A 20500-nucleotide genomic window follows, 5' to 3' on the forward strand; every position below is an offset into this window, starting at 1 on the left:
CTGCTCGCTGTGATTCATGGTGTGGAAGTTATCCACAGCTGATTGGATAAACACCCTGTGGATTGCAGTGCATAGGTCAGTATTTCCACAGGTCAACATCGGTACCGTCGGAAAACTTGGAAAATGATTCTCCAGGTAAATCCGGCGTGTTGATTTGAATTTCTCGCTCGATTCGACGTAACCTATCTGGGTGTTTCATATCCATTGAGATATGAGTCCGAGCTTGTGCTTGGACCCGACAGAACGCATGTAGCTTTCAATCTGTCGGTAAGTAATTTTTCCGTGCATCACGGGAATGCGTCAGACGCATCGCTGCCTCGCACTCGAAGCGAGGAGTTTACTGCGGTGTGTTCAGCGTGGACTCGTGGTCGTTTGAGTTTCAAGGAGTGTCAACCGTGTCGAAGCGGACGTTCCAGCCGAATAACCGCCGTCGTGCACGCGTGCACGGCTTCCGTACCCGTATGCGTACCCGTTCCGGTCGCGCCGTTGTGGCAGCACGCCGCAGCAAGGGCCGTGCCCGCCTGTCCGCTTAAGCAAGAGGACGCCGATTTCGGTGCTCCCTCAGAGCAATAAGCTGCGTTCTTCGCGTGACTTCACGGTCACCGTACGACGTGGACGCCGAATCGGACGCAAGACCTTGGTCTTGCATATTCGTGACACCGCCGCTTCTGGCGGTGAAGATAAGACCGATACGCAGATTGCCAGGTTTGGTGGTCCGCGTGTCGGTCTTGTCGTATCTAAAGCTGTGGGCAACGCCGTGACTCGTCACGCTGTATCCCGCAAGCTCCGCCATGTCATGGCCGCGGCCGCGCAGGATCTCCCGTCCACCATGGACATTGTCGTTCGCGCGCTGCCCGCATCTGCCACAGCCACCAGCCAGGAGCTGTCCCACGATGTGCAATCGGCACTCGCCAAATACGAACGTCGGCGATAATTCGCTTGACGACGGTCCCCTCGCCCACGGCCCTGGTGCACGTGTGGCGGAGCGGGCGATTCTCTTCTATCGCCACCGCATCTCTAATCTGAAGCCAACGAGCACATGTCGTTTTGAACCGACCTGCTCCGCATATGGTCTTGAGGCCGTACGCCGTTTCGGAGCTATTCGTGGCCTGTGGCTGACTCTTCTACGTATCTTCCGTTGCGCACCCTGGCATCCGGGCGGCTGGGATCCAGTTCCTGCCACATTCCCCGGCCTGGGTTCGTGGTTGAAGCGAATGCACAGGTAACCTCTAGTAATGCTTAGCCTTTGACCGGGCTTTGTAGACGAAGGCGCGAGTGCGCTGTCCCCCTAAAGAACGGAGTGATCTTAGACCGTGCTCAATTTCGTGTATTGGCCGATTTCGGCCATCCTGTGGTTCTGGCATAAGGCCTCAGGTTTCCTATTCGATCCCTCCTCGGGTATCTCATGGGTGCTGGCCATTGTTTTGCTTGTGGTCACCATCCGTATCCTCCTGTTTAAGCCGATGCTGAACCAGCAGCGTTCTGCCATCAAGATGCAGCAACTCGCTCCTGAGATGCAGGCGATCAAGGAGAAGTACAAGAACGATCAGCAGGCGCAGGCCCTTGCTATGCGCCAGCTACAAAAGGAAATGGGTGTCAACCCGCTCGGCGGCTGTCTGCCGATTCTGGTTCAGATGCCTGTGTTCATTGGTCTTTTCCACGTGCTGCGTTCGTTCAACCGAACGGGTACGTCGGGCAATGCGCTCGGCATGTCGGTGGAACAGAACTGGAATACGCCTAACTACATCTTCGGTGTAGATGAGGTGCGGTCCTTCCTGCTGGCTCGTGTGCTCAATGCTCCACTGTCCAGTTCGGTTGGTATGGGTGAGGATCAATACGCAGCGTTCACAGTGCCTGGTACTCCTGCGGACTTCACCCGCATGGACATCATGATCGTTGCCATCCCGCTGATCGTTATCGCGGCACTGGCAACGCACTTCAACGCTCGCATGTCGGTCGAGCGCACTCGTGCTCGCCAGGAAGCTGGTCTGGTAAAACGCCAGGAAGGCCCCATGGGTCAGCAGATGGACATGATGAACAAGATGATGCTTTGGTTCTTCCCAATCATGATTCTTGTTACCGGTGCTTTCTGGCACATCGGTCTCCTTGTCTACATGGTGACTAACAACGTCTGGACCTACTTCCAGCAGCGCTACATCTTCGGCAAGCTGGATGAGGAAGAGAAGGAAGCTGTCGCAGCTAAGAAGGCTGCCAAGCGCGAGGCACAGGAGAAGCTCGCTCCGAAGGTTGGCCAGAAGCCAATCAACCCGAAGAAGGGTGGCAAGCGTCAGGCAGCGCAGAATGCGCAGCAGGCGCAGTCCGGTCAGGCCTCTACAGCGAACAAGGCTTCTACCCATCTTCCGGATGGTAATTCGGGGAAGGGACAGCAGGGCCCAGCCTCGAAGCCAGCGCCAGGACAGAAACCCGCAAATCGGAAGAACCGGAAGCGCAAAAAGAAATAGCTGAAGTAGAATCGCTCTTCGTCTACATAAGTTAATTAATCGGAACGCCCCGCATTTGATGCGGGGCGTTTTTGTTTGCCTTGGTGCTCGATCGCGCAAACAACGTCGCTGTTATTACAGGCGTGTAATTTTCTTTGGGGCCTGGAGTTTGGCATCCAACTCCGGTCAATGTTTCACGTGAAACATCGCTGTTGCACTGTCGTACACTAGGGGTAATGAAAAGCTCGACGGGTGACGGCACAGCTGCCCCATTGGAAAGGTTAGTGGAACTGTTGAGTAACTCCGCGAAAGACGTCGATAAGCAAGAAGCCTCCGCAGGTTTGGTCGATGCAGATCTGCGTTCGGTGATAGATACCGTGTTTGGAGGGAATGCCGATCGAGCATACCGCTACCACTCATGGTTGGCTGAGGAAGCTACAGTCCGAGGTTTGATTGGGCCACGTGAAACTGCAAAGCTGTGGGATCGCCACATTATTAATTCCGCGGTAGTTGGAGAAGCGATAGGCAAAGGGCTTGTAGTTGCGGACATTGGTTCGGGGGCAGGTTTGCCCGGAATTCCGCTTGCTCTTGCACGCCCGGATTTGAAGGTGGTTCTTGTAGAGCCATTGCTGCGGCGGACAACTTTTTTGAATGAAGTTGTGCAGGACCTTGAGCTGGACAATGTAACGGTGGTTCGCGGGCGCGCTGAGGACAAAGTGGTTCGCGCTGAGGTTGGCCAAGTAGATGTCGTCACTTCTCGCGCTGTTGCCCCTCTTGGGAAATTGGCGGGCTGGTCGCTTCCTTTAGTTAAATCCGGAGGCGCGATGGTTGCACTGAAGGGTGGAACTGCGCAAGAGGAGATTGATCGGGACGCAAAGCTTATTGCCAAGGCGAAGGGAACTAATCCCCGCGTTGTAGAGGTTGGCGGTTCCGTGTTGGGAACTTCGACGTACGCCGTGATTATTCAGAAGAAGTAGGTTGTAAGTCCTCCTCCCCTACTCCACTGCCGGTTCGCTTGTGTTTTGGTTTCGACATTGAGGCGCGTAGTGCTGTCGGGCTAGAGTGGGATAAGTATCGCGGTATGGCAAAGTCCTACCGGCCAAGGTGGATGTTTCACGTGAAACATTTCCACAATCGTCGGCGTCTAACGGTTGTTGGGGCTTGATGATTACGCTTTTGCAGATAGTTACTAAGTTTTTATTCGCACTCCAGTGGCCATGATTGGTGATTGCTGTGCTTGTAAGGGGAATAGTTAATGAGCCGGAAGTCCTGGCAAGACACACCCATCGCTGCGGCAGCTCAACGGGCGGCGCAAGTTAAGGCCCCGAACCGTTTATCGCTTCCGCGCCCCGAACGTCCGCGCCGTATTACTATCGCCAACCAGAAGGGCGGCGTGGGCAAGACCACTTCGGCAGTCAACATCGCGTCGGCGCTCGCGCGACATGGTCTCAAGGTACTAGTCATCGATAATGACCCGCAGGGAAATGCTTCTACGGCCCTGGGGATTGAGCATGTTTCCGGGACTCCGTCGACGTATGAGCTTCTTATTGGCGAACTACAGATTGACGATGTCATCCAGCGTTCCCCTGAATCTGAGAACCTCTTTTGTGTGCCAGCAACGTTGGACTTGGCGGGCTCCGAGATTGAGCTGGTTTCTCTCCTGAACCGCGAGCGCCGACTTCTCGACGCAGTTTCAGATCAGTACCTGATTGACAACGGCTTTGACTTTCTCATTATTGACTGCCCTCCTTCGCTCGGTCTGTTGACTCTGAATTCGATGACTGCCGCCAACGAGGTTTTGATTCCGATTCAGTGTGAGTTTTACGCCTTGGAGGGTGTGACTCAGCTGATGAATAACGTGCAGATGATTCGTCAGCACCTCAATCCGGAGCTACACATTTCTGCTGTTTTGCTCACCATGTTCGATGGCCGTACCAAGCTTTCAGAAGAAGTTGCCAATGAGGTTCGTAACTACTTCGGTGACGTTGTTCTACGTAATCTCATCCCTCGATCCGTGAAGGTATCGGAGGCGCCGGGATATTCGCAGACCGTAATTTCCTACGATCCAGGGTCTCGGGGCGCAGTTGCTTATCTTGATGCCGCGAAGGAATTGGCAACGCGTGGCGACTATTCAGCAGTTCCGGGTGGAAGTGCGATTGGGCAAAAACCAGCTTCCTCCCCTACCCCGTCCAATTCCACTGAGACAAATTAAAGCCACTAGGAGTAGTAACCGATGTCGAATCAGAAAAAGGAGAACCGCAAGGGAGGGCTCGGTCGCGGTATCGCCGCGCTGATCCCAACTGCTCCGGCGGCTAACCCCTCGGTAGGTGAGAGTGCCGCGGATATTATCTTCGGTCCCCGCCGTACCCAGGGGACGAAGCAGCCTGGAAGTAGCGGAGTTGCCGACGTACTGGGGGCAGCCGATACGGGAGCCGGCACCTCGTTGACTGAGGGGAAAAACCCCGGAAAATCTGCAAAATCTGGGCAGAGCAAGCCCCATACCAATGAGGCGAAGAAACGTCACAGTGACGATAACGCTATTGATAAGTCTAGCGATGTTTCACGTGAAACATTGCCCTCGACGATGTCGGGAGTAACGGACCATAGCGGCACCGAGGTCGCTGATGTTGGCACTTCGGCCGCAAACGAGTTTGGCGCGACCTATCGCGAGATCGACTTGAAGCTGATCACGCCGAACCCGAAGCAGCCACGAGAGGTCTTCGATGAAGAACCCCTGAATGAGCTCGCTCACTCTATTCGTGAGTTTGGTCTATTGCAGCCGATTATCGTACGACCAATCTCTGAGGATAGTCGTGCGGCGGCACTCGAGGCAGCGCGCAAGGAAGATTCGAACGCGCCGCAACCCGAGTTTGAAATCATCATGGGTGAACGTCGCTGGCGTGCTTCTCAGCGAGCTGGAATCGACACGATTCCCGCCATCGTTCGCGATACTCCAAACCAGGACATGCTCCGAGATGCCCTACTAGAGAACATCCATCGCGTTCAGCTGAACCCACTTGAAGAGGCCGCTGCGTACCAGCAGCTGCTCGAAGAGTTTGGTGTTACTCAGGCAGAGCTGGCGGATCGAATCGGTCGCTCGCGGCCCGTTATTACCAACATGATTCGACTCTTGCAGTTGCCGGTGGAGGTACAGCGACGAGTAGCGGTCGGTGTCCTGTCGGCTGGTCACGCACGTGCCTTGCTTGGAGTTAAGGCAGGTAAGGAAGAGCAGCAGCGCCTCGCTGAGCGAATTGTTGCTGAAGGACTGTCCGTCCGTGCGACCGAAGAGGCAGTGACATTACTCAATGCCGGCGAGCGACCGAAAAAGCAGCACCGCGAGCCCACTCCGCAGCCGGAGGTCCTCCACAATTGGGCTGACCGCCTGTCCAATTCTTTTGATACGAAGGTGACTGCCCAGATGGGCAAGCGTAAGGGCAAAATCGTTATCGAATTCGGCAACCTCGAGGACTTTGATCGCATCATGTCACTGATGCATCTCGACGAAGAGTAAACCCGGTTACTGTGACTGAAGTATTCATCGAGAAAATTTCGCTGGCCGACATCGAAGGAATCTATCCAGAGACGATGTTAAGCCTGTTTTGGGAACAGGGCATGGAGCATATCCGTACAGCAACTGCCCTACCCCAGTTCTCGACTGAGCCACGCGAACCTAATTTGGACCCCAGCACGCCAGAAGAGGATGAAGCGCTCAACGGTGATTTAAAGCATTCGGACGGCCAACCCCCTACTCAGCCAGCTGGAGCTAGCGAGAGCCGCTTAAATGGCGATTTAAGCTCTGATTTAGCCGCCCAGGTGCGCTTGGAGAAGGAGGCATGGCTCAATACCGTCTACCTTTCCTGGGGACCGTGCGGATATTCGCTACGACGAAAGCCACCGGCATCACTTATCGATGGGAAACCTGAGACCGTCGGCACGCTGCTCTTTGCACCGCCACGCTTCTGCCCGACGACATTTTCCATTCCTTCCGGACCAATATCGCCGGATGCGATTGCGCTGACGAGTCTGCATTACAACGCTTTAGAGGTTGACGATGACATGCTCCGCGTGCTCATTGTGACCGCTCTGCACAAGCTCGCGCTGCGCGGGATTTCAGCGGTAGAAGCGTTTGGTTGCAGTGGCACGGCGGATTCTATGTCGGCATCCACGCCGTCGTCGCCAACGCCTGACGACGGTACGGAGAATCTAATCGCTGATTTCGAAGCGCAACTCGAAGAAAAGCTAAATCCTAAGCCGTGTATTTCAGATTCGTTGGCGGCGATTAACCATAACGCCGGTGATTTGATTCGTACGCGAACCCTTCTTGACTCCGGGTTTCGGGTGGTCACTCCACATCCGATTCATCCGAAACTCCGTATCGAGTTGGATGCGGAATTGGACTGGGACGAAGAAATCGGCCATGCGTTGGATCTAAGTGCGAAAGAACCCTTTATGCGCTCAAAGCTGTTCAGTCTTTAGCGCCGGGTTTCATTGGTCAACCGTGTTTAGGCTTTTTCCTCTTCAATCAGCTGCGCAAAGCTGTAAGCGCCGGTCATTGGCTGCTGCTCTTCATCGCCCAGGTACAGACGCTTTACAGCGACAACGATAGATTCGGCAATTACGTCCCGCTGATCTGGGGAAGAAAGAATTGCGACGTCATCCTCGTTGGTCAGGTAACCAACGGCAACTTCCACCGTGGGCATCCTGGTCAGACGGAGGAGATCCCAGGTACGGGCGTGCGAGCGGCAGTCCACCAGGCTCGTACGGGCAACAATCTCTCGCTGGATAAGGCCAGAGAGCTGCTCGCCCAGAATGGAGTTGGAGCCCTTCATCGAGCCAAAGTAAAAAGTCGCAATACCGCTGGCGCGGTTGTTGTGATAGTGGTCAGCCTGCAGGGAGATGAAGACGTCAGCGCCAAAGACGTTGGCCATCTCAGCCCGATCTTCGATGGACGGATTGTCGGTACGAGGACGAGACAGAATAGTCTCTGCACCTGCCGCGACAAGGCGACCTTCAATGCGAGAGGCCAAGTCCCAAAGAATCTCTTCTTCAGAAATCTGACCGTAGGGGCCGTCGACCACGATGCCGGGCTCCCCTGCCCCAAGGCCTGGATCAATGACAATGCGCTTGCCAGAGAGCTTCGGCCCCATCGTGCGCAGTATTTCCTTCTCGTGGAAGGCGTTTACCGAGCCACCAGTAACCCTTCTGCCCAAGTAGCTGAGCGCCCGGAGAGTAACGGGGCCACAGATTCCGTCGGGCTCCAGCCCGTAATTGAGCTGGTATTCACGTACAGAGGCGTCGGTCTTCGGGCCAAAGTGGCCGTCTACTCGGGCATCGTGGAAACCGAGTTCCTGCAAGGTAGCTTGGAGGACGCCTACGTCCTCGCCGGTCATTTGTGACAGTGGATCGTAGGACAGTACGCGGGTGCCCAGAGTGTACGAGGCTTCTCGCAGTAGGCGCAGGGTGCTGTCGCGGATGATGCCGTCGGCATAGACACCGCGGGACTGTTGGAACGCCAGGAGAGCGTTGCGCATATCCTCATCAAAGAGGTCATCGTCACCAGACCACTGAGGCGAGTTCTCCTCTGCAGCTGAGCCCTCCCAGTTGGGCAGAAGCCCAAGACGAGCCAGGGTAGAACGTACCTCGGCAACACGAGGTGACCTATCGCCCACCTTCAGAAACTCTGGCACGAAAACTCCCTTCCGAACTCCACAATTATGTTCAGGACGTTGTGGGTCCTCACAACACTTAATCAGTATTACTGGCCAGTGAGCGAAACGAAACTTCAGTTGAGAAACTCCGCACACTCTCAGAGGATATGGTCAGCAATACCTCTCAAGTTGGCGGCAACCTGGTTCCTTCACGGTATTAAGGAAGACGTAAACCGCCATTTCCAGCAAGATTACCAGGTCGCAGGCGCGAATCGATTGTTACGAGGGCGCGTCGGCTAGCCCGACGGCAGAACCCCAGGACTAACTCTAAATCACAACCACAACTTCAGTCACATCTTAATGGGGTGTGTCCAACGAAGGTGGCAGTAACGAAGTGACGGGTGGGCGGTCGTGACCTCGTATCGGATAAGGAGCAACCCCAAGTTCTTTTAAAGGTGCTTTTCGATGAGTGACGTGATTTCGCCCTTCGGACGGACTCCGCGAATCTCTTCGACCTTCTTGCCGTCCTTGAATAGGAGCAGGCTTGGGATGGACATGATCTGGAACATGCCAGCCAGTGCACGCTCCTCATCGACGTTGACCTTGGCGATGACGGCCTTGCCATCGAGCTCGGTCGCAACCTCGTCCAAAACGGGAGCAATCTTCTTACACGGGCCACACCACTCTGCCCAGAAATCAACAAGTACCGGCTTATCGGATTCGAGGACATCGGACTTAAAGGTGTTGGCGGTGACGGTTACCGGAGCCATGAAATTCTTCTCCTTAGAATGAGCTCGTTTGAGTTCTTAATGGTTTTGATTTGTGGTCTTGATTCTAATTTTTCAACCTAGCTTCTTCAGCCTCGCGTACGGATTTGGCGCTCAAGGCGTCAAAAATTAGGGCTTCCGGTGGTGCGAGTGAAGTACTAAATTGTTAATTAATGGTGTTCTTGAGAACGCTGCAAGTGCTCGTGCGGTACGGGACGTATCGGGCTATAACACGTCCCGCTGCGCCCTGATTGAGCGACAGCTAACAACAATTGGGCTTACCGACTATCAGATATTCCCCATAGTTGGATATCTGCAATCGTAGGGCTTATCCAACAATTGTGATGCCCCAACTATTAGGTGTTTATCCAGTTAGTGCGACTGCCCTGCTGTCAGCTACCGAGCAACGGTTTCCAAGTAGTGCTCAGCATCCAGCGCAGCCTTGCAGCCAGAACCAGCGGCGGTAATTGCCTGCTGGTAATGCGAGTCAACAACATCACCCGCCGCAAAGACGCCCTTGAGGGATGTCTGGGTGCTCGGAGCGGCTACCTGAATGTAGCCATTCTCATCGCAATCCAGCTGATTGCGAACCATCTGCGAACGTGGCTCGTGGCCAATTGCTACGAACATGGCAGTCACATCCAGGACGGACTTCTCGCCAGTGACGGTGTCTTCCAGCTCGAGACCAGTAACTGAACCCTTGTCCTCACCAAGAACCTGGGACACAACCTTGTTCGTCGCAAAGCGAATCTTGTCATTATTCTGCGCGCGCTCGACCATAATCTTCGACGCACGGAACTCATCGCGGCGATGGACAATCGTCACCGAGCGGGCGAACTTGGTAAGGAAGGTTGCCTCTTCCATTGCGGAGTCACCGCCGCCGATGACGGCGATATCGTGGTCGCGGAAGAAGAAACCATCACAGGTGGCACAGGCGCTGACGCCATGACCCAGCAGCGCCTGCTCGCCCGGAGCACCGACATAACGCGGAGCGGCACCGGTTGCCAGAATGACAGCGTGAGCCTTGTGCTCTTCTTCACCAACCCAGACAGACTTGATATCGCCGGTGAGATCCATGCGATCGACAATCTCCATGCGCAGGTCAGCGCCGAAGCGCTCTGCCTGTGCGCGCATCTGATCCATCAGCTCTGGTCCCATGATGCCCTCGGAGAAACCTGGGTAGTTCTCCACATCGGTAGTCGTCATAAGCAGACCGCCAAACTCGATGCCCTCGAACACCACAGGCTTCAGGTCGGCACGGGCTGCGTAGGTGGCAGCCGTGTAACCGGCGGGACCGGAACCGACAATGATCAGGTCGTGAACGATATCGCTCATGAAGACTCCTATAATTTTTATCTCTTACATCACATGGCGCACAGTGATGCTCAGTAGTAAGCAAATTTTTCAGCTCCGGGAAAGAAATTACCGGAACCAGCTACCTCAACCAACGTGAGGTTAGCCATCTCTATTCCCCCAGCCTCTCCCCTGCTCCGCAGTTGTTAGGCCACCTGCACTTCTTCCAATTGTCGCCGAAGCGTACGACGCGCCCGCGCCCGCCGAGACTTCAACGTCCCGCTCGGCTGCCCAATACTGCGAGAGGTCTCCTGCAGTGAATATCCAAAGATGTCCAAGTACAACAGGGCATCCCGTTGATCCGTTGGCAGCTGCTCCAATGCGGCGGCCATAGTCACACGTAGCGGAACATCCGGGCAGGGAATCGGCTGTGAACTCATAAACGTCTCAAAATCCTCCTCCTTATCGCAGAGAGGGATCTCCCCGAAACGACCGCGGTTGTGGTCAATACACGCATTCTTCACGATGCACGTCAGCCACGTCGCCACCGTCGACCGCCCGCGAAAACTCGCCGCCCCCGCAATTGCCCGCGCTAACCCCTCCTGGACCCCATCCAAGGGATCGAAATCATCCCGACGATAGCGCCGCGCCATAGCTACCAACTGCGGATAATAACGCTGTGCCAACACCGCGAACGCGCGGCGATCCCCCGCCAGGTGCGCCTTCAATAATTCACGATCGACCTCGTCCGCAGATGCATGCTTTTGCATACCGACGACACCACAATCCCCCAGTCGCCGACCCATGCGGGCCTTACGGTGACTGTCCCCAATTCGATTTCTTCCCCCAAAGTTCATGGCTCCTATGCAAACACGAAACCCGCGCTCTCCGCTTGGCAAAACTGCCGTGGAGACCGCGGGCTGTGGATGAATTTCAAAACGTCCAAGCAGCTGTGGATAACTTGGGACAACTTGAACTGTTGCCGCCTAAGGCAAGCTCAGAGCGCTATTCCGTACCACGCACCTGGATGTCGCCAATAGCAACTGGCAGCAACGAATCCGGGGATTGCTCAGCCAGATTGCGGTCGCCGACAAGTGGGTTGTCCGCATCGGAATTTTGCGACTCAGCATCAGCATCTGTATCAGCGTCAGTGTTTGAGTCGCTGTCGGCTACCGCTTCCGCAGCCGTCGGCAAGCCGGAGATCCAGACAACAAGGTTCTTCCACTCAGTGTCGCGGCTATCGATTTCGATGGTCGTCGTACCTGAGGTGGCAGTAGCGCTTCCGAGAACCGTTGTGTCATCCAAGTTCGTCGAGTCAGCATCTCGTAGGCCGCGAACTTCAATATGTGCGCCCGGGGTCGCCGCGACCTTAAGTTCTCGAATGGTTGCCGGTTCATCCAGAGTGACCCGAATACCAACGCCAGGTTTGAAGTCCTCTGGACGATTGCCGAACTGGCGGAGGTAAGTCGAAGTTACCCAGAAGCTTTCCTCGTCATTATCGATGGTCAGCTCAGCCATGTCTGGATTGTCTGGACCGGCTGCCGGGTTGTCGCTGTCGGCCTGCCACTCGTTAGCGTCGGTAAGCGAAAGCGTCGTGATTGGAGCCGGGCCGCGTCGTACGGACTCGGAGTTAATCGGTGCGTCCGAGGAACGGTTAACCAGACCAAAGATGCCCGCGGCGACAAGTGCACCGACAATGACTACACCGACAACGACTGCGCCGGTGCTGAATGCGCGGGTTCGATTCTTGGTGTGGTGAGCGCTTGATTGGGCTGCACCGTCGGCATCGACGGATTCGCGCGCACCGGTGTCGGGGTCGATTGCGAGAAACTCCGAAGAGTCGGGGCCGAGCGCTGCAGTGCGCAAATCCTCCGCGAGTGTGCGAGCTGGCGACTCCTGTTGATTGAAGTTCTCCGGGCGAACCTGCTTCGCGCGGTCGATGGCAGCAGAAATATCGGAGGGGATATTTGGCACGTTGTAGAACAGCTCGTCGATGACAGAAAGCAACGCGTTGTAGTCCGAACGTTGCGAGCTATCGGGCAAAACGACGGGGAACGCGTCGTAGATGTGGCCGTCGCTGCTGATGCGCAGTTGCCCAGGCTTGTTTGTCAGGCCAAGGCAGCGTCCAGACTCGTGGGCGTCGGCGATCGTCTCGGCAAGTGATGCTACTGCGAGTGCCAGGGCGTCCGGGTGGGCGGCCTGATCGAACCGCTCAATACCGATACTGCTGGTCCAGTCGGCGACGATGAGCACCTCGGTGCGTGTCTTCGCCACGCTATGAATGCGGGACATCCCGGTGCCGGCCAGGTCACGCAGCTCATTGGTCGTCGTGGCAATCTTCTGGGCAGCAACCGATGGCGAAGTGTCGTAGTACGGCAGTGCAATCGTGTCGACGAAGACAAGTGCGACATCTGAGTTGTCGGGATCTCCCATATCCATGGCGCGCCACAGGCGCAGACCTGGGTAGGTCGCGACTTCAGAACGCAGACGGAAACGGCCACCCGAGACCATCTCGCCGGGTACATAGCGGGTTGGGCGAGACCCCTGCGTCGGCATCGGCGGTAGCAGCGGCGAAGCGGTGAAGCCCTCGTTTGCCAGACCCGTGGCCTCGCCGATCAGGTTCGACGGGGCGATCGAGAAAGCATCAGCGGCGAAGCCACGTTCGCGCTCCATATCCTCACGGTCGGCGACGGCATTGTCGGCTGCATGAGGCTGCGGAGCAAAGCGGCGTAGACCCGGGATGCGGCCGAGGAAGCCGCCCAGAACGCGGACCTCTTCCAATGGAGCCTGAGCGAGCACCAGGCCGGTACCGATGAGGAAGACCACGCCGGTGACGATGGTCTGCAGCAGAACGCCGAAGGAACCGAAGAAATCGAACAGCACAAGGTCGGTCAATGCGAATGCGCCCCAAGCAACGGCGACACCGACAAGCGATGCCCCCAGTGCCCACAGCACGGTGTGGACGGTCGCCTTACTGTCCAAGTGTCCGAGAGTGTGGCGCAAGAGCAAGAAGCCAATTACTGCGCCGGCGACGAAACCGAAACCGTTGGCGGCACCGAGCAACACGACGACGGTCTCGGCGTCAGAAGCCAGACGAGGAGCGAAGAACGACAGAATCACCTTGACGGTGGTAATGCCGAGGATGATGAAAGTCGGGGTCCAGGCCTCTTCACGGGCGTAGAAAACACGCAAGTGCAAAAGCACAATGGCGTATGGAATAAGCGAGAACGCCGAGAAGGACAGCGTCCAGCCGAGAATCTCTGCGGTTTCGCGGGGGAACTCCAGATACGCGAAAAGACCGACGGCGATGGGGCGGCCGAATGCGGTGAAGAATGCGACGATCGGCACCAGCGCAATCATGGTCAGTCGCGTACCGATGGACAGATCTCGGACCACTGCCCCATCGTTGCCGTCGGCTGCATTGCGGGACAGCCGCGGCATGATGGCGGTCAGCAAGGTAACGCCGATGATGCCGTAGGGCACCTGCAACAGCAGCCACGCCTGCTGGTAAATCATCGGCGCGGCCTTGGAGGCAGTCGAGGCAATATTCGTAGTGATGAAGTAACCAGCCTGGGAAATTGCCACGTAGGTGATAATCGCGACACCCATGCCGGTGAACTGTTTGATGCGGTCGTCGATACCCCACAGCGGACGCAAATCAATGCCCGCGCGCTTGAGGTAGGGAATCATGATGGCTGCCTGAATGACGACACCCAGGGTGGTACCAAGACCCAAAAGCAGGATGTGCGGATCGGAGAGTGAACCGTCCGAATCCGGACTCAATTGGCCGGGCAGGAACAGATATAGCAAGAGCGTGGCAATGGCCACGACGTTGTTGGCGACAGGTGCCCACGCACCGGGTTTAAAGATTCCCTTGGTGTTTAGCACCGCCATGAGCAGCGCAAATATGCCGTAGAAGATGATTTGCGGCAATAGTAAGAACGCAAATGACGTTGCCAGCGGAACGTTGACCTTACCGGCCTCGTTAAGGCTCAATCTGGTCAACAGTGGCGCACCTATCACCGCCAGCACCGTCACCACTGCCAACAGCGTCATAGAGACAGTCAAGAGACGTCTAATGAAGGCGGCACCGTGATCTGGATCCTCCTTCTCCGCGCGCACCAACACCGGCACCACCAGAGAAGTCAGCACTGCGCCGAGGACGATTTCCGTAATCAGGTTAGGCAGTGTGTTGGCGACGTTGAAGGCTGAAGCCACAGCCGGACCCAGCGTCGCGCCGATGAGCAGGTTTCGCAAAAAACCCGTAATGCGCGAAATCAGGGTAGCGATTGCCATCGAGCCTGTGGAGGCGACGATGTCCGAATTCGACTGTCCCTGATTTGCGTCCACCGTCGAGCCCGCGGAGGAATCGCTGGAAGCGGTTGCTGTCGCAGTTGCCGCCTTTGCTGGCGATGATGATGCCGATTCCGTCTTCGCGTCAGCGGCGGTATCGGCATTTGCCTTATGGCCGGATACGCGAGTTAGGTCCGGGGCTGCTTCGGCCGGCTGAGATTCAGCCGTTGGCCGCGCCGCCGGAACCGGAGCCGGTGGCGCGGGGCGACGAATGCGGCCTCGAAGTCCAGATTTATGCGCGTCTGAGTCAGTCACATGTCCTATTGTTGCTTAAAAGGGGGTCTATTTCCGAAAGTACTGAGACCGTTTTGCGGCAAAAAACCCACCAACAGTGACGATGACGAGGGTCACGATAGCCAAAACCCCAACCGAAGCGCCCGATTGCACGGAAATACTCACTGATCGAGAAATCGGCGTGCCGCCAGGTGATTCGAGCCACAGCAACAGATTGTGGGAGTTGTCTCCACTATCCCGTGGCCGGTCTCCCTCTGGAGCATTGGTTGCCGGAGTGGACTCTGCATCATCACCCGACTTCGGAGTGAACTGAACAGTCACCGACCCCTTGGCGGGGATGGCGGCCTCATACTTCTCCTCCATCACCGAATCTCCAGCGCCGACGCGCACGAACGCGGGAACCGGCAGCGGCAGGCCATTGCGAGCCAGCACCGCAATCGGCGACAGCTGCGTTGCGCGGGTGTAGACACCGCCGGGAGCTACCAACGTCACTGAATTGCGCAGGCGTCGAGTCATAATCAGTGCCTGGTCGCTGAGTTCTTCGCTCCGCCGCTGCACGTCAGGTGACTGCAGCTGATTTCGCCGGCCGAGAGTTGTAAACGAGCGCAGCAAGTCGTGCCGCAGGGGGCGGGTGAATTCATACCGCGTCAGCGCGACGTTGGGATCGTTGGACATGATTGTGGTCAGGTCCGTGATCTCGCGGGAGGCCGTCTGAGCCTTCTCCACGAGCGTCTCACTCACTGGCGCGGGATCGGCAAGCTCGTCAATTGGAGTAACCGAGCCCGCATCCAGGTCGTGAGCTGAAGCGGTGATGGAGTCCATCAGCGGAGTCAGCTCAGCCAGGTTCTCGTCCACGGCTTTCCGGACCGCGGCCATGAAATCTTCGGCGTCGCTAGCGCGTGGATCCCAACCGGACGGTGGTGCTGCCACCACAGCCGCGCGAGGGTCATCCGAATCAGTCAATGATTGGAACAGAGTGCCAATCGCTGTCTGCATCCGTGCAGCCTCGGAGTCGATTCGGAAATCGTAGCGTCCGAGCAGATTCGAATACGCCACAGTCTGGGGAGACCGTCCTGTTGCAGCCAGAGAGGTTGTCAGTGCCCCAGGGAGGGCGAAGGCGCGGCTACCGTCGGCAAGCACGCCACTGTGGCCGGGGCGCAGTGTCTGACCATCGGCGGTGACAGCGGTGTTGTCTGCGACTAACACGGTGGTGTCGTGCGCGGCTTCGAGTGGGGTGGGCGACGGTGGCATCGTCTCGCCGGTATCGACGCGGTCTTCGAATGCGCGCTCCGGGGAGGTCCCGCTTAGAGCCGTCGCCGCCGAGTACAGCGGGGCGCTTTCCGACGTCACGTATCCCTCGGCCGGCAAATAGAGGCCCGGCAGTGCCTGAACGTCCAAATGCTTGGCGATAGTCTGCCGACCAGCGGCGAGTGCCTCCATCGAAAGCTCGTGATCCCCCACGCGAGCCACGGCGCTGGCATCGGTGCCGCCCCACGGCAGTGACAGTGTGCAGGTGTCCTGTGTGAGATCGTGCAGCCGATTGAGCCAGGCGGCGGCATTGTCACTGGCGGGCATATGCGTGAGATTGGTGTCATCCGCGTTTCCCCAGGAATCCCGCAGTCGCGGAGAGGACTCCACAGGACTTGGGCGGCTGGTTCCAATCCAGTATTCGCGGGTCATCCGGGAGATTGCGTCGAGGGTCTCCGGGTCGATGGCGATGCAGGTCGATTCCCGCAACCTCTGCCCATCCGGGCCGGCAAAGCCCTTTTCCAACGAGGTGAGCAAACCGTCGAGGCGGCCACCGCGTTCGAGAGATTCGGCCAAAGAATTGTCGGTGAGGATGAGATTCGGCGACGAGGGTGCGTCACCGGTCTCACCGCCAACCAGTGGCACTGGCTGGCTGATGGGCCAAATCAGCGAAAACGGCACTGGGTCGCGGCGGGTGGGCGCATCGGAATTCTCGGTCTCATCACCGGCAGGCGGTTCCGGCTCATCACCTGCGGCTTGCGGATCCGTCACCGGTAGCAGTGCGCGTGTTTCCGCCAGCAAACGGTCGATGTCATCTGCCGGTTGCCCGTTAGCATTGATGAGCAGCGGAAACGTGCCAGCTTCCGTGATGTCGAGTCCTTCTGGAGCCGGTGCGGAGATAGGAACACTTAGCGTAATCTCACGCGTCTCCCCCGCCTTCAGCTCGATGGGGGAACTGAAGGTTCCAGCCACATCAAATACCGATTCAGGCTCAGCGAGAATCGTTCGCGCATCTGCAGAGGAAGCCAGTGCGCCAGCCCGCTGTGGGCGCAGCGCAACATTGCTGATATCCGCATCGGAGGTGTTGTGCACCTGCACCTTGATGGTCAGCGTCGAATGTAGAGCCGCGACATGCGGAGTGAAGCTGGTTATCGAAAGCCGAAGGGGGCCCTGTTCACCGACACGATTGGTGCCACTGCCCCACAACTGCTCATCTTGCGCAAAAGCTGGGGGCGCAACGGCCGTCGGCAAGCACAGTATGAGCGCTGCGGTGGCGGCCGTGACTTTACGAACAACATTCCTTGGGAACTGCAACCTGAACATGCGCAATCACCTCGGAGTCTGCCGGCCTGCTCGCTTTTCCGCGCGGGCGAGATCGGGCAGCAGATTGTGCGCGCGCCGGGCCAGTTTGCGTTCGTCAGCGTAGGCCAACCGTTCCACCAGGGTGTCTACAGGAACCCACATGACCTGGGTGACCTCGGGGTCTTCGTCGTTCAAATCGCCATCGACGTAGCGCAGAAGGTGATGGTGCACGGTCTTGTGAATCCGCGTGCCATCGGAGACAAACCAGTAGTCAATCACACCGAGCTCTTCGATGACCTCGCCGCGAATGCCCGTTTCTTCCCACACCTCACGTTCGGCGGTGGAATCGAAAGCTTCGCCGGGTTCGACATGGCCCTTAGGCATCGACCACAGCAGGCGCCCGCGACGATCGTGCCGACCAATCAGCGCGACATAAATCCGTGACAGGTTGACTTTGCCGCCATCGCCGACAGCCTCAGCAAGCCCCGAGACGACCAGTCCGCCCGCCGAAGTCTCAATCGAGGTCTGCATCGGCGCTGCATTTTGCGCGCGCGACGAGTGCGCACGGCGATTGTTTGTGCGCTTCGTCTGTGCGTGACGACGGCGATTGTTCCTATCCTGACCGTTCTTACGGCCACCGCGGTTGTTCGACTGCTTCGAGGGTCGTGCCGACTTCGGTGATTTGGAAGATTTCTTGGCGCCACCGGAGTTTGGCTTGGCCTTTTGGGGGCCATTGGCACCGGAGCCACTACGTTTTGCAGAATTTCCGCTGGTAGTGGTGTTGCTAGTGTTGGTGGACGAGGAAACGCCACCCCTTCTGCGCGGTCGCCGACGACGTCGACGGCTCTTCGCCGCCGAGTTGTCATTGCGTACCACGTTGTTCATTCCACTTAGACTACCGGGTTTATAGGTATAAGCGGGTATTGTGTCGGTCGTGACACAATCGACTCCTTCAACGACAAATGGTGACCAGCCCGGGGGGACTACTCCTCACGGCGCTACTCCGGCGGCTGCTGACGCGGACCCACAGGTGCGCAGGACGGCAATGCTGGCAGTGGCGGATCAGGCGATCGCCAAGGAGTCGGAGATCCTCGATTCGCTGGCAGCTGCGTTTAGTGCAGCCGGCCATCGCCTGTACCTCGTGGGCGGTTCTGTGCGCGATGCTCTCTTAGGGCGACTGGGCGTGGATCTCGATTTCACCACCGACGCGCGCCCGGAGGTGACGCGCGCGATCCTCGATGACTGGGCGGACATTGTCTGGGATACCGGCATTGAATTCGGCACACTCTCCGCGGAACGGCATGGCCGTCAGGTGGAGATTACCACCTTCCGCGCGGATACGTATGACCAGGTCAGCCGCAATCCGGAGGTCACTTTCGGTGACACGCTGGAGGGCGACCTAATCCGCCGTGACTTCCGCTGTAACGCCATCGCCGTGGAGCTCCACGGCGACGGCACCCGCACCTTCCTCGACCCGCTCGGAGGTTTCGAGGATCTTGTCGCGGGTGTGTTGGATACCCCGGGTGCGCCGGAGGTCAGTTTTGGCGACGACCCCCTGCGGATGCTGCGTGCCTGCCGCTTCGCATCCCAGCTCGGGTTCGACGTGGCACCGCGTGTGCTCAAAGCGCTGAAGGAGATGTCCAGCGAAATTGACCGCATCACGGTCGAGCGCATCTCCACCGAGCTGAATAAGCTCATCCTGGGTGCGGACCCAAGCCGAGGTATCGACCTGATGGTGGAATCGGGGTTGGCCGACCGCGTGCTGCCGGAGATCTCCGACATGCGCATGACTCAGGACGAACACCGCCAGCACAAGGATGTCTACCAACACTCTCTGCAGGTCATGCGGCAAGCTATTGACCAGGAAGAACCCGGTGAACCGGACCTCGTACTGCGCTGGGCGGCACTGCTGCACGACTGCGGCAAACCCGCTACCCGTGCCTACAACGAGCAGGGAAACGTCACCTTTTACCAGCACGAAGTGGTTGGTGCGAAGCTGGTGCGGCGCCGCCTTCGGAAACTGAAGTTCCCGAAGAAGACCAACCACGAAATCTCGCAGTTGGTCTACCTGCACATGCGCTTCCACGGCTACGGCGAAGGCAAGTGGACGGACTCGGCGGTGCGACGTTATGTCAACGACGCCGGAGATCTGTTGGAACGACTCAACAAAATCGTGCGGGCCGACTGTACGACGAGAAACCGTCGTAAAGCAGCACGTCTCGCACGCGCCTGCGACAGCCTGGAAGCGCGAATCAAGGAGCTCGCCGAGCAGGAGGACCTCGCACGCGTCCGCCCCGACCTGGATGGCAACGAAATCATGGAAATTCTGGACCTGAAGCCCGGCAAAGAAGTCGGACAGGCCTGGAATTACCTGAAAGAGCTGCGTTTGGAGTCCGGTCCGCTGGAGCGTGAAGATGCTATCTTGGCGCTGAAGAAATGGTGGTACGAGCAGTCCGGTGAGCAGGCTGAAAGCGAAAGTGAGAGCTAATGGCATCGATTAATCCGGAAAATCTCTACGGCGACCGGCTTTTTACCAGCCTCGAGCGCAACGACCCGGCTGCCGGTATGCTGCTGCTCGCAGCACCCGGCATGCTCTCGCCGGAGTTTTCCCGCTCGGTGATTTTCCTCATTGAGCACGATGAACACGGCACCCTTGGTGTCGATCTCACACAGCGTTCGCAGACGCCGGTACACAATGTGCTCGAGCCTTGGGCGCCGCTGATGGCTAAGCCGCCGGTGCTCTACGTCGGGGGTCCGGTCAACCAGACGCAGCCAATCTGCATTGGTGTGGTGCGAAATGGTGCCACCCTCCCAGAGGAGACCGACAGTATTACCGGTGCGCCGCTGATGGAACGCATCGCCCACAGGTTTGCACTGGTCAACCTCGGTGCGGAGCCGGAGGACGTACGCGACCGCATAGATGGCGCGCGCATCTTCGCCGGTTACGCAGGCTGGGATCCGGGCCAGTTGGAAGACGAGCTCGACCGCGGTGACTGGTACGTCGCCCCTGCCCTGCCCTCAGATGTACTCGCGCCTGCTGCCGCGGACATCTGGGGTGATTGCATGCGCCGTCAGCCCTGGCCGCTGCCACTGTATGGCACCTATCCCGTAGATGTACGTGACAACTAGATGAGTGAGCACAACAGTACCGAAGGAAACAGGGCTGAAGGAAGTAGCGCCACAGGAAACAGCGACCGCAGCGACATAGCTGCCG

General features: G+C 57.7%; 17 protein-coding genes. 10 read left to right on the plus strand and 7 right to left on the minus strand.

Annotation, left to right across the window (positions count from 1 at the left end; translation table 11 throughout):
• Positions 1–395: 395 nt before the first annotated feature.
• The 8 genes from rpmH (at position 396) to NQ014_RS06140 (ending at position 6917) form a co-directional block, all read left to right on the plus strand.
• Positions 396–533: a 50S ribosomal protein L34 gene (gene rpmH, locus NQ014_RS06105; protein ID WP_005511646.1), complete on the plus strand. Its 138-nt coding sequence runs from the start codon at positions 396–398 to the stop codon at positions 531–533.
• A 20-nt stretch (positions 534–553) separates the two neighbouring features.
• A complete protein-coding gene (gene rnpA / locus NQ014_RS06110; RefSeq protein ID WP_257074282.1) occupies positions 554–934 on the plus strand; it encodes a ribonuclease P protein component in 381 nt (126 codons plus the stop codon).
• Positions 894–1226, plus strand: coding sequence for a membrane protein insertion efficiency factor YidD (yidD, locus tag NQ014_RS06115; RefSeq protein ID WP_257074283.1), 333 nt, complete (start codon positions 894–896; stop codon positions 1224–1226). Before rnpA ends, yidD begins: the two co-directional genes overlap by 41 nt.
• Positions 1227–1313: 87 nt before the next feature.
• Entirely contained in the window at positions 1314–2462 is a 1149-nt protein-coding gene (yidC, locus tag NQ014_RS06120; protein ID WP_257074284.1) for a membrane protein insertase YidC, read from the plus strand.
• 320 nt (positions 2463–2782) lie between these two features.
• Positions 2783–3418 carry a 16S rRNA (guanine(527)-N(7))-methyltransferase RsmG gene (gene rsmG, locus NQ014_RS06125; protein WP_257074330.1) on the plus strand — a complete coding sequence of 212 codons (636 nt, stop codon included), beginning with the start codon at positions 2783–2785 and terminating at the stop codon, positions 3416–3418.
• Positions 3419–3696: 278 nt separating this feature from the next.
• Positions 3697–4653: a ParA family protein gene (locus NQ014_RS06130; protein ID WP_257074285.1), complete on the plus strand. Its 957-nt coding sequence runs from the start codon at positions 3697–3699 to the stop codon at positions 4651–4653.
• Between the two features lie 21 nt (positions 4654–4674).
• The gene (locus tag NQ014_RS06135) at positions 4675–5952 is read left to right on the plus strand and encodes a ParB/RepB/Spo0J family partition protein (protein ID WP_257074286.1); all 1278 of its coding nucleotides are present in this window, start codon (positions 4675–4677) and stop codon (positions 5950–5952) included.
• 11 nt (positions 5953–5963) lie between these two features.
• Positions 5964–6917, plus strand: a complete 954-nt coding sequence (locus NQ014_RS06140) for a hypothetical protein (RefSeq protein WP_257074287.1) — start codon at positions 5964–5966, stop codon at positions 6915–6917.
• 26 nt (positions 6918–6943) lie between these two features.
• On the opposite strand, the gene NQ014_RS06145 is transcribed toward NQ014_RS06140, so the two are convergent.
• From NQ014_RS06145 to NQ014_RS06175, 7 genes are all read right to left on the minus strand, one after another.
• A complete protein-coding gene (locus NQ014_RS06145) occupies positions 6944–8128 on the minus strand; it encodes an N-acetylmuramoyl-L-alanine amidase (RefSeq protein WP_257074288.1) in 1185 nt (394 codons plus the stop codon).
• A gap of 410 nt (positions 8129–8538) precedes the next feature.
• Entirely contained in the window at positions 8539–8859 is a 321-nt protein-coding gene (trxA, locus tag NQ014_RS06150) for a thioredoxin (protein ID WP_016421730.1), read from the minus strand.
• 393 nt (positions 8860–9252) lie between these two features.
• Positions 9253–10191: a thioredoxin-disulfide reductase gene (trxB, locus tag NQ014_RS06155; RefSeq protein WP_005511625.1), complete on the minus strand. Its 939-nt coding sequence runs from the start codon at positions 10189–10191 to the stop codon at positions 9253–9255.
• A 164-nt stretch (positions 10192–10355) separates the two neighbouring features.
• Positions 10356–10919, minus strand: a complete 564-nt coding sequence (locus tag NQ014_RS06160; protein ID WP_257074289.1) for a sigma-70 family RNA polymerase sigma factor — start codon at positions 10917–10919, stop codon at positions 10356–10358.
• A 235-nt stretch (positions 10920–11154) separates the two neighbouring features.
• Positions 11155–14757 (minus strand): murein biosynthesis integral membrane protein MurJ, encoded by a 3603-nt coding sequence (locus tag NQ014_RS06165; RefSeq protein WP_257074291.1) that lies wholly within the window; start codon positions 14755–14757, stop codon positions 11155–11157.
• Positions 14758–14784: 27 nt separating this feature from the next.
• Entirely contained in the window at positions 14785–17307 is a 2523-nt protein-coding gene (locus NQ014_RS06170; protein ID WP_257074293.1) for a hypothetical protein, read from the minus strand.
• A gap of 6 nt (positions 17308–17313) precedes the next feature.
• Entirely contained in the window at positions 17314–18171 is an 858-nt protein-coding gene (locus NQ014_RS06175; protein ID WP_257074294.1) for an NUDIX hydrolase, read from the minus strand.
• Between the two features lie 160 nt (positions 18172–18331).
• Here NQ014_RS06175 and NQ014_RS06180 point away from each other — a divergent pair, with 160 nt between their 5' ends.
• Together NQ014_RS06180 and NQ014_RS06185 are read left to right on the plus strand one after the other, a co-directional pair.
• Positions 18332–19774, plus strand: a complete 1443-nt coding sequence (locus NQ014_RS06180; protein WP_016421726.1) for a CCA tRNA nucleotidyltransferase — start codon at positions 18332–18334, stop codon at positions 19772–19774.
• Positions 19774–20415: a YqgE/AlgH family protein gene (locus tag NQ014_RS06185; RefSeq protein WP_070566077.1), complete on the plus strand. Its 642-nt coding sequence runs from the start codon at positions 19774–19776 to the stop codon at positions 20413–20415. Before NQ014_RS06180 ends, NQ014_RS06185 begins: the two co-directional genes overlap by 1 nt.
• The last annotated feature ends 85 nt before the right edge of the window (positions 20416–20500 follow it).

The organism is Corynebacterium sp. 5QC2CO, assembly GCF_024580435.1.
Taxonomy (GTDB): Bacteria; Actinomycetota; Actinomycetes; order Mycobacteriales; family Mycobacteriaceae; genus Corynebacterium; species Corynebacterium jeikeium_D.

Excerpts from the sequence above, each read along its gene's own strand:
- yidD (WP_257074283.1), top strand. The coding sequence starts at position 894 with ATGTGCAATCGGCACTCGCCAAATACGAACGTCGGCGATAATTCGCTT.
- NQ014_RS06130 (WP_257074285.1), top strand. The coding sequence starts at position 3,697 with ATGAGCCGGAAGTCCTGGCAAGACACACCCATCGCTGCGGCAGCTCAA.
- NQ014_RS06135 (WP_257074286.1), top strand. The coding sequence starts at position 4,675 with ATGTCGAATCAGAAAAAGGAGAACCGCAAGGGAGGGCTCGGTCGCGGT.
- trxA (WP_016421730.1), bottom strand. The coding sequence starts at position 8,859 with ATGGCTCCGGTAACCGTCACCGCCAACACCTTTAAGTCCGATGTCCTC.
- trxB (WP_005511625.1), bottom strand. The coding sequence starts at position 10,191 with ATGAGCGATATCGTTCACGACCTGATCATTGTCGGTTCCGGTCCCGCC.
- NQ014_RS06160 (WP_257074289.1), bottom strand. The coding sequence starts at position 10,919 with ATGCAAAAGCATGCATCTGCGGACGAGGTCGATCGTGAATTATTGAAG.
- NQ014_RS06170 (WP_257074293.1), bottom strand. The coding sequence starts at position 17,307 with ATGTTCAGGTTGCAGTTCCCAAGGAATGTTGTTCGTAAAGTCACGGCC.
- NQ014_RS06175 (WP_257074294.1), bottom strand. The coding sequence starts at position 18,171 with ATGAACAACGTGGTACGCAATGACAACTCGGCGGCGAAGAGCCGTCGA.
- NQ014_RS06180 (WP_016421726.1), top strand. The coding sequence starts at position 18,332 with ATGCTGGCAGTGGCGGATCAGGCGATCGCCAAGGAGTCGGAGATCCTC.
- NQ014_RS06185 (WP_070566077.1), top strand. The coding sequence starts at position 19,774 with ATGGCATCGATTAATCCGGAAAATCTCTACGGCGACCGGCTTTTTACC.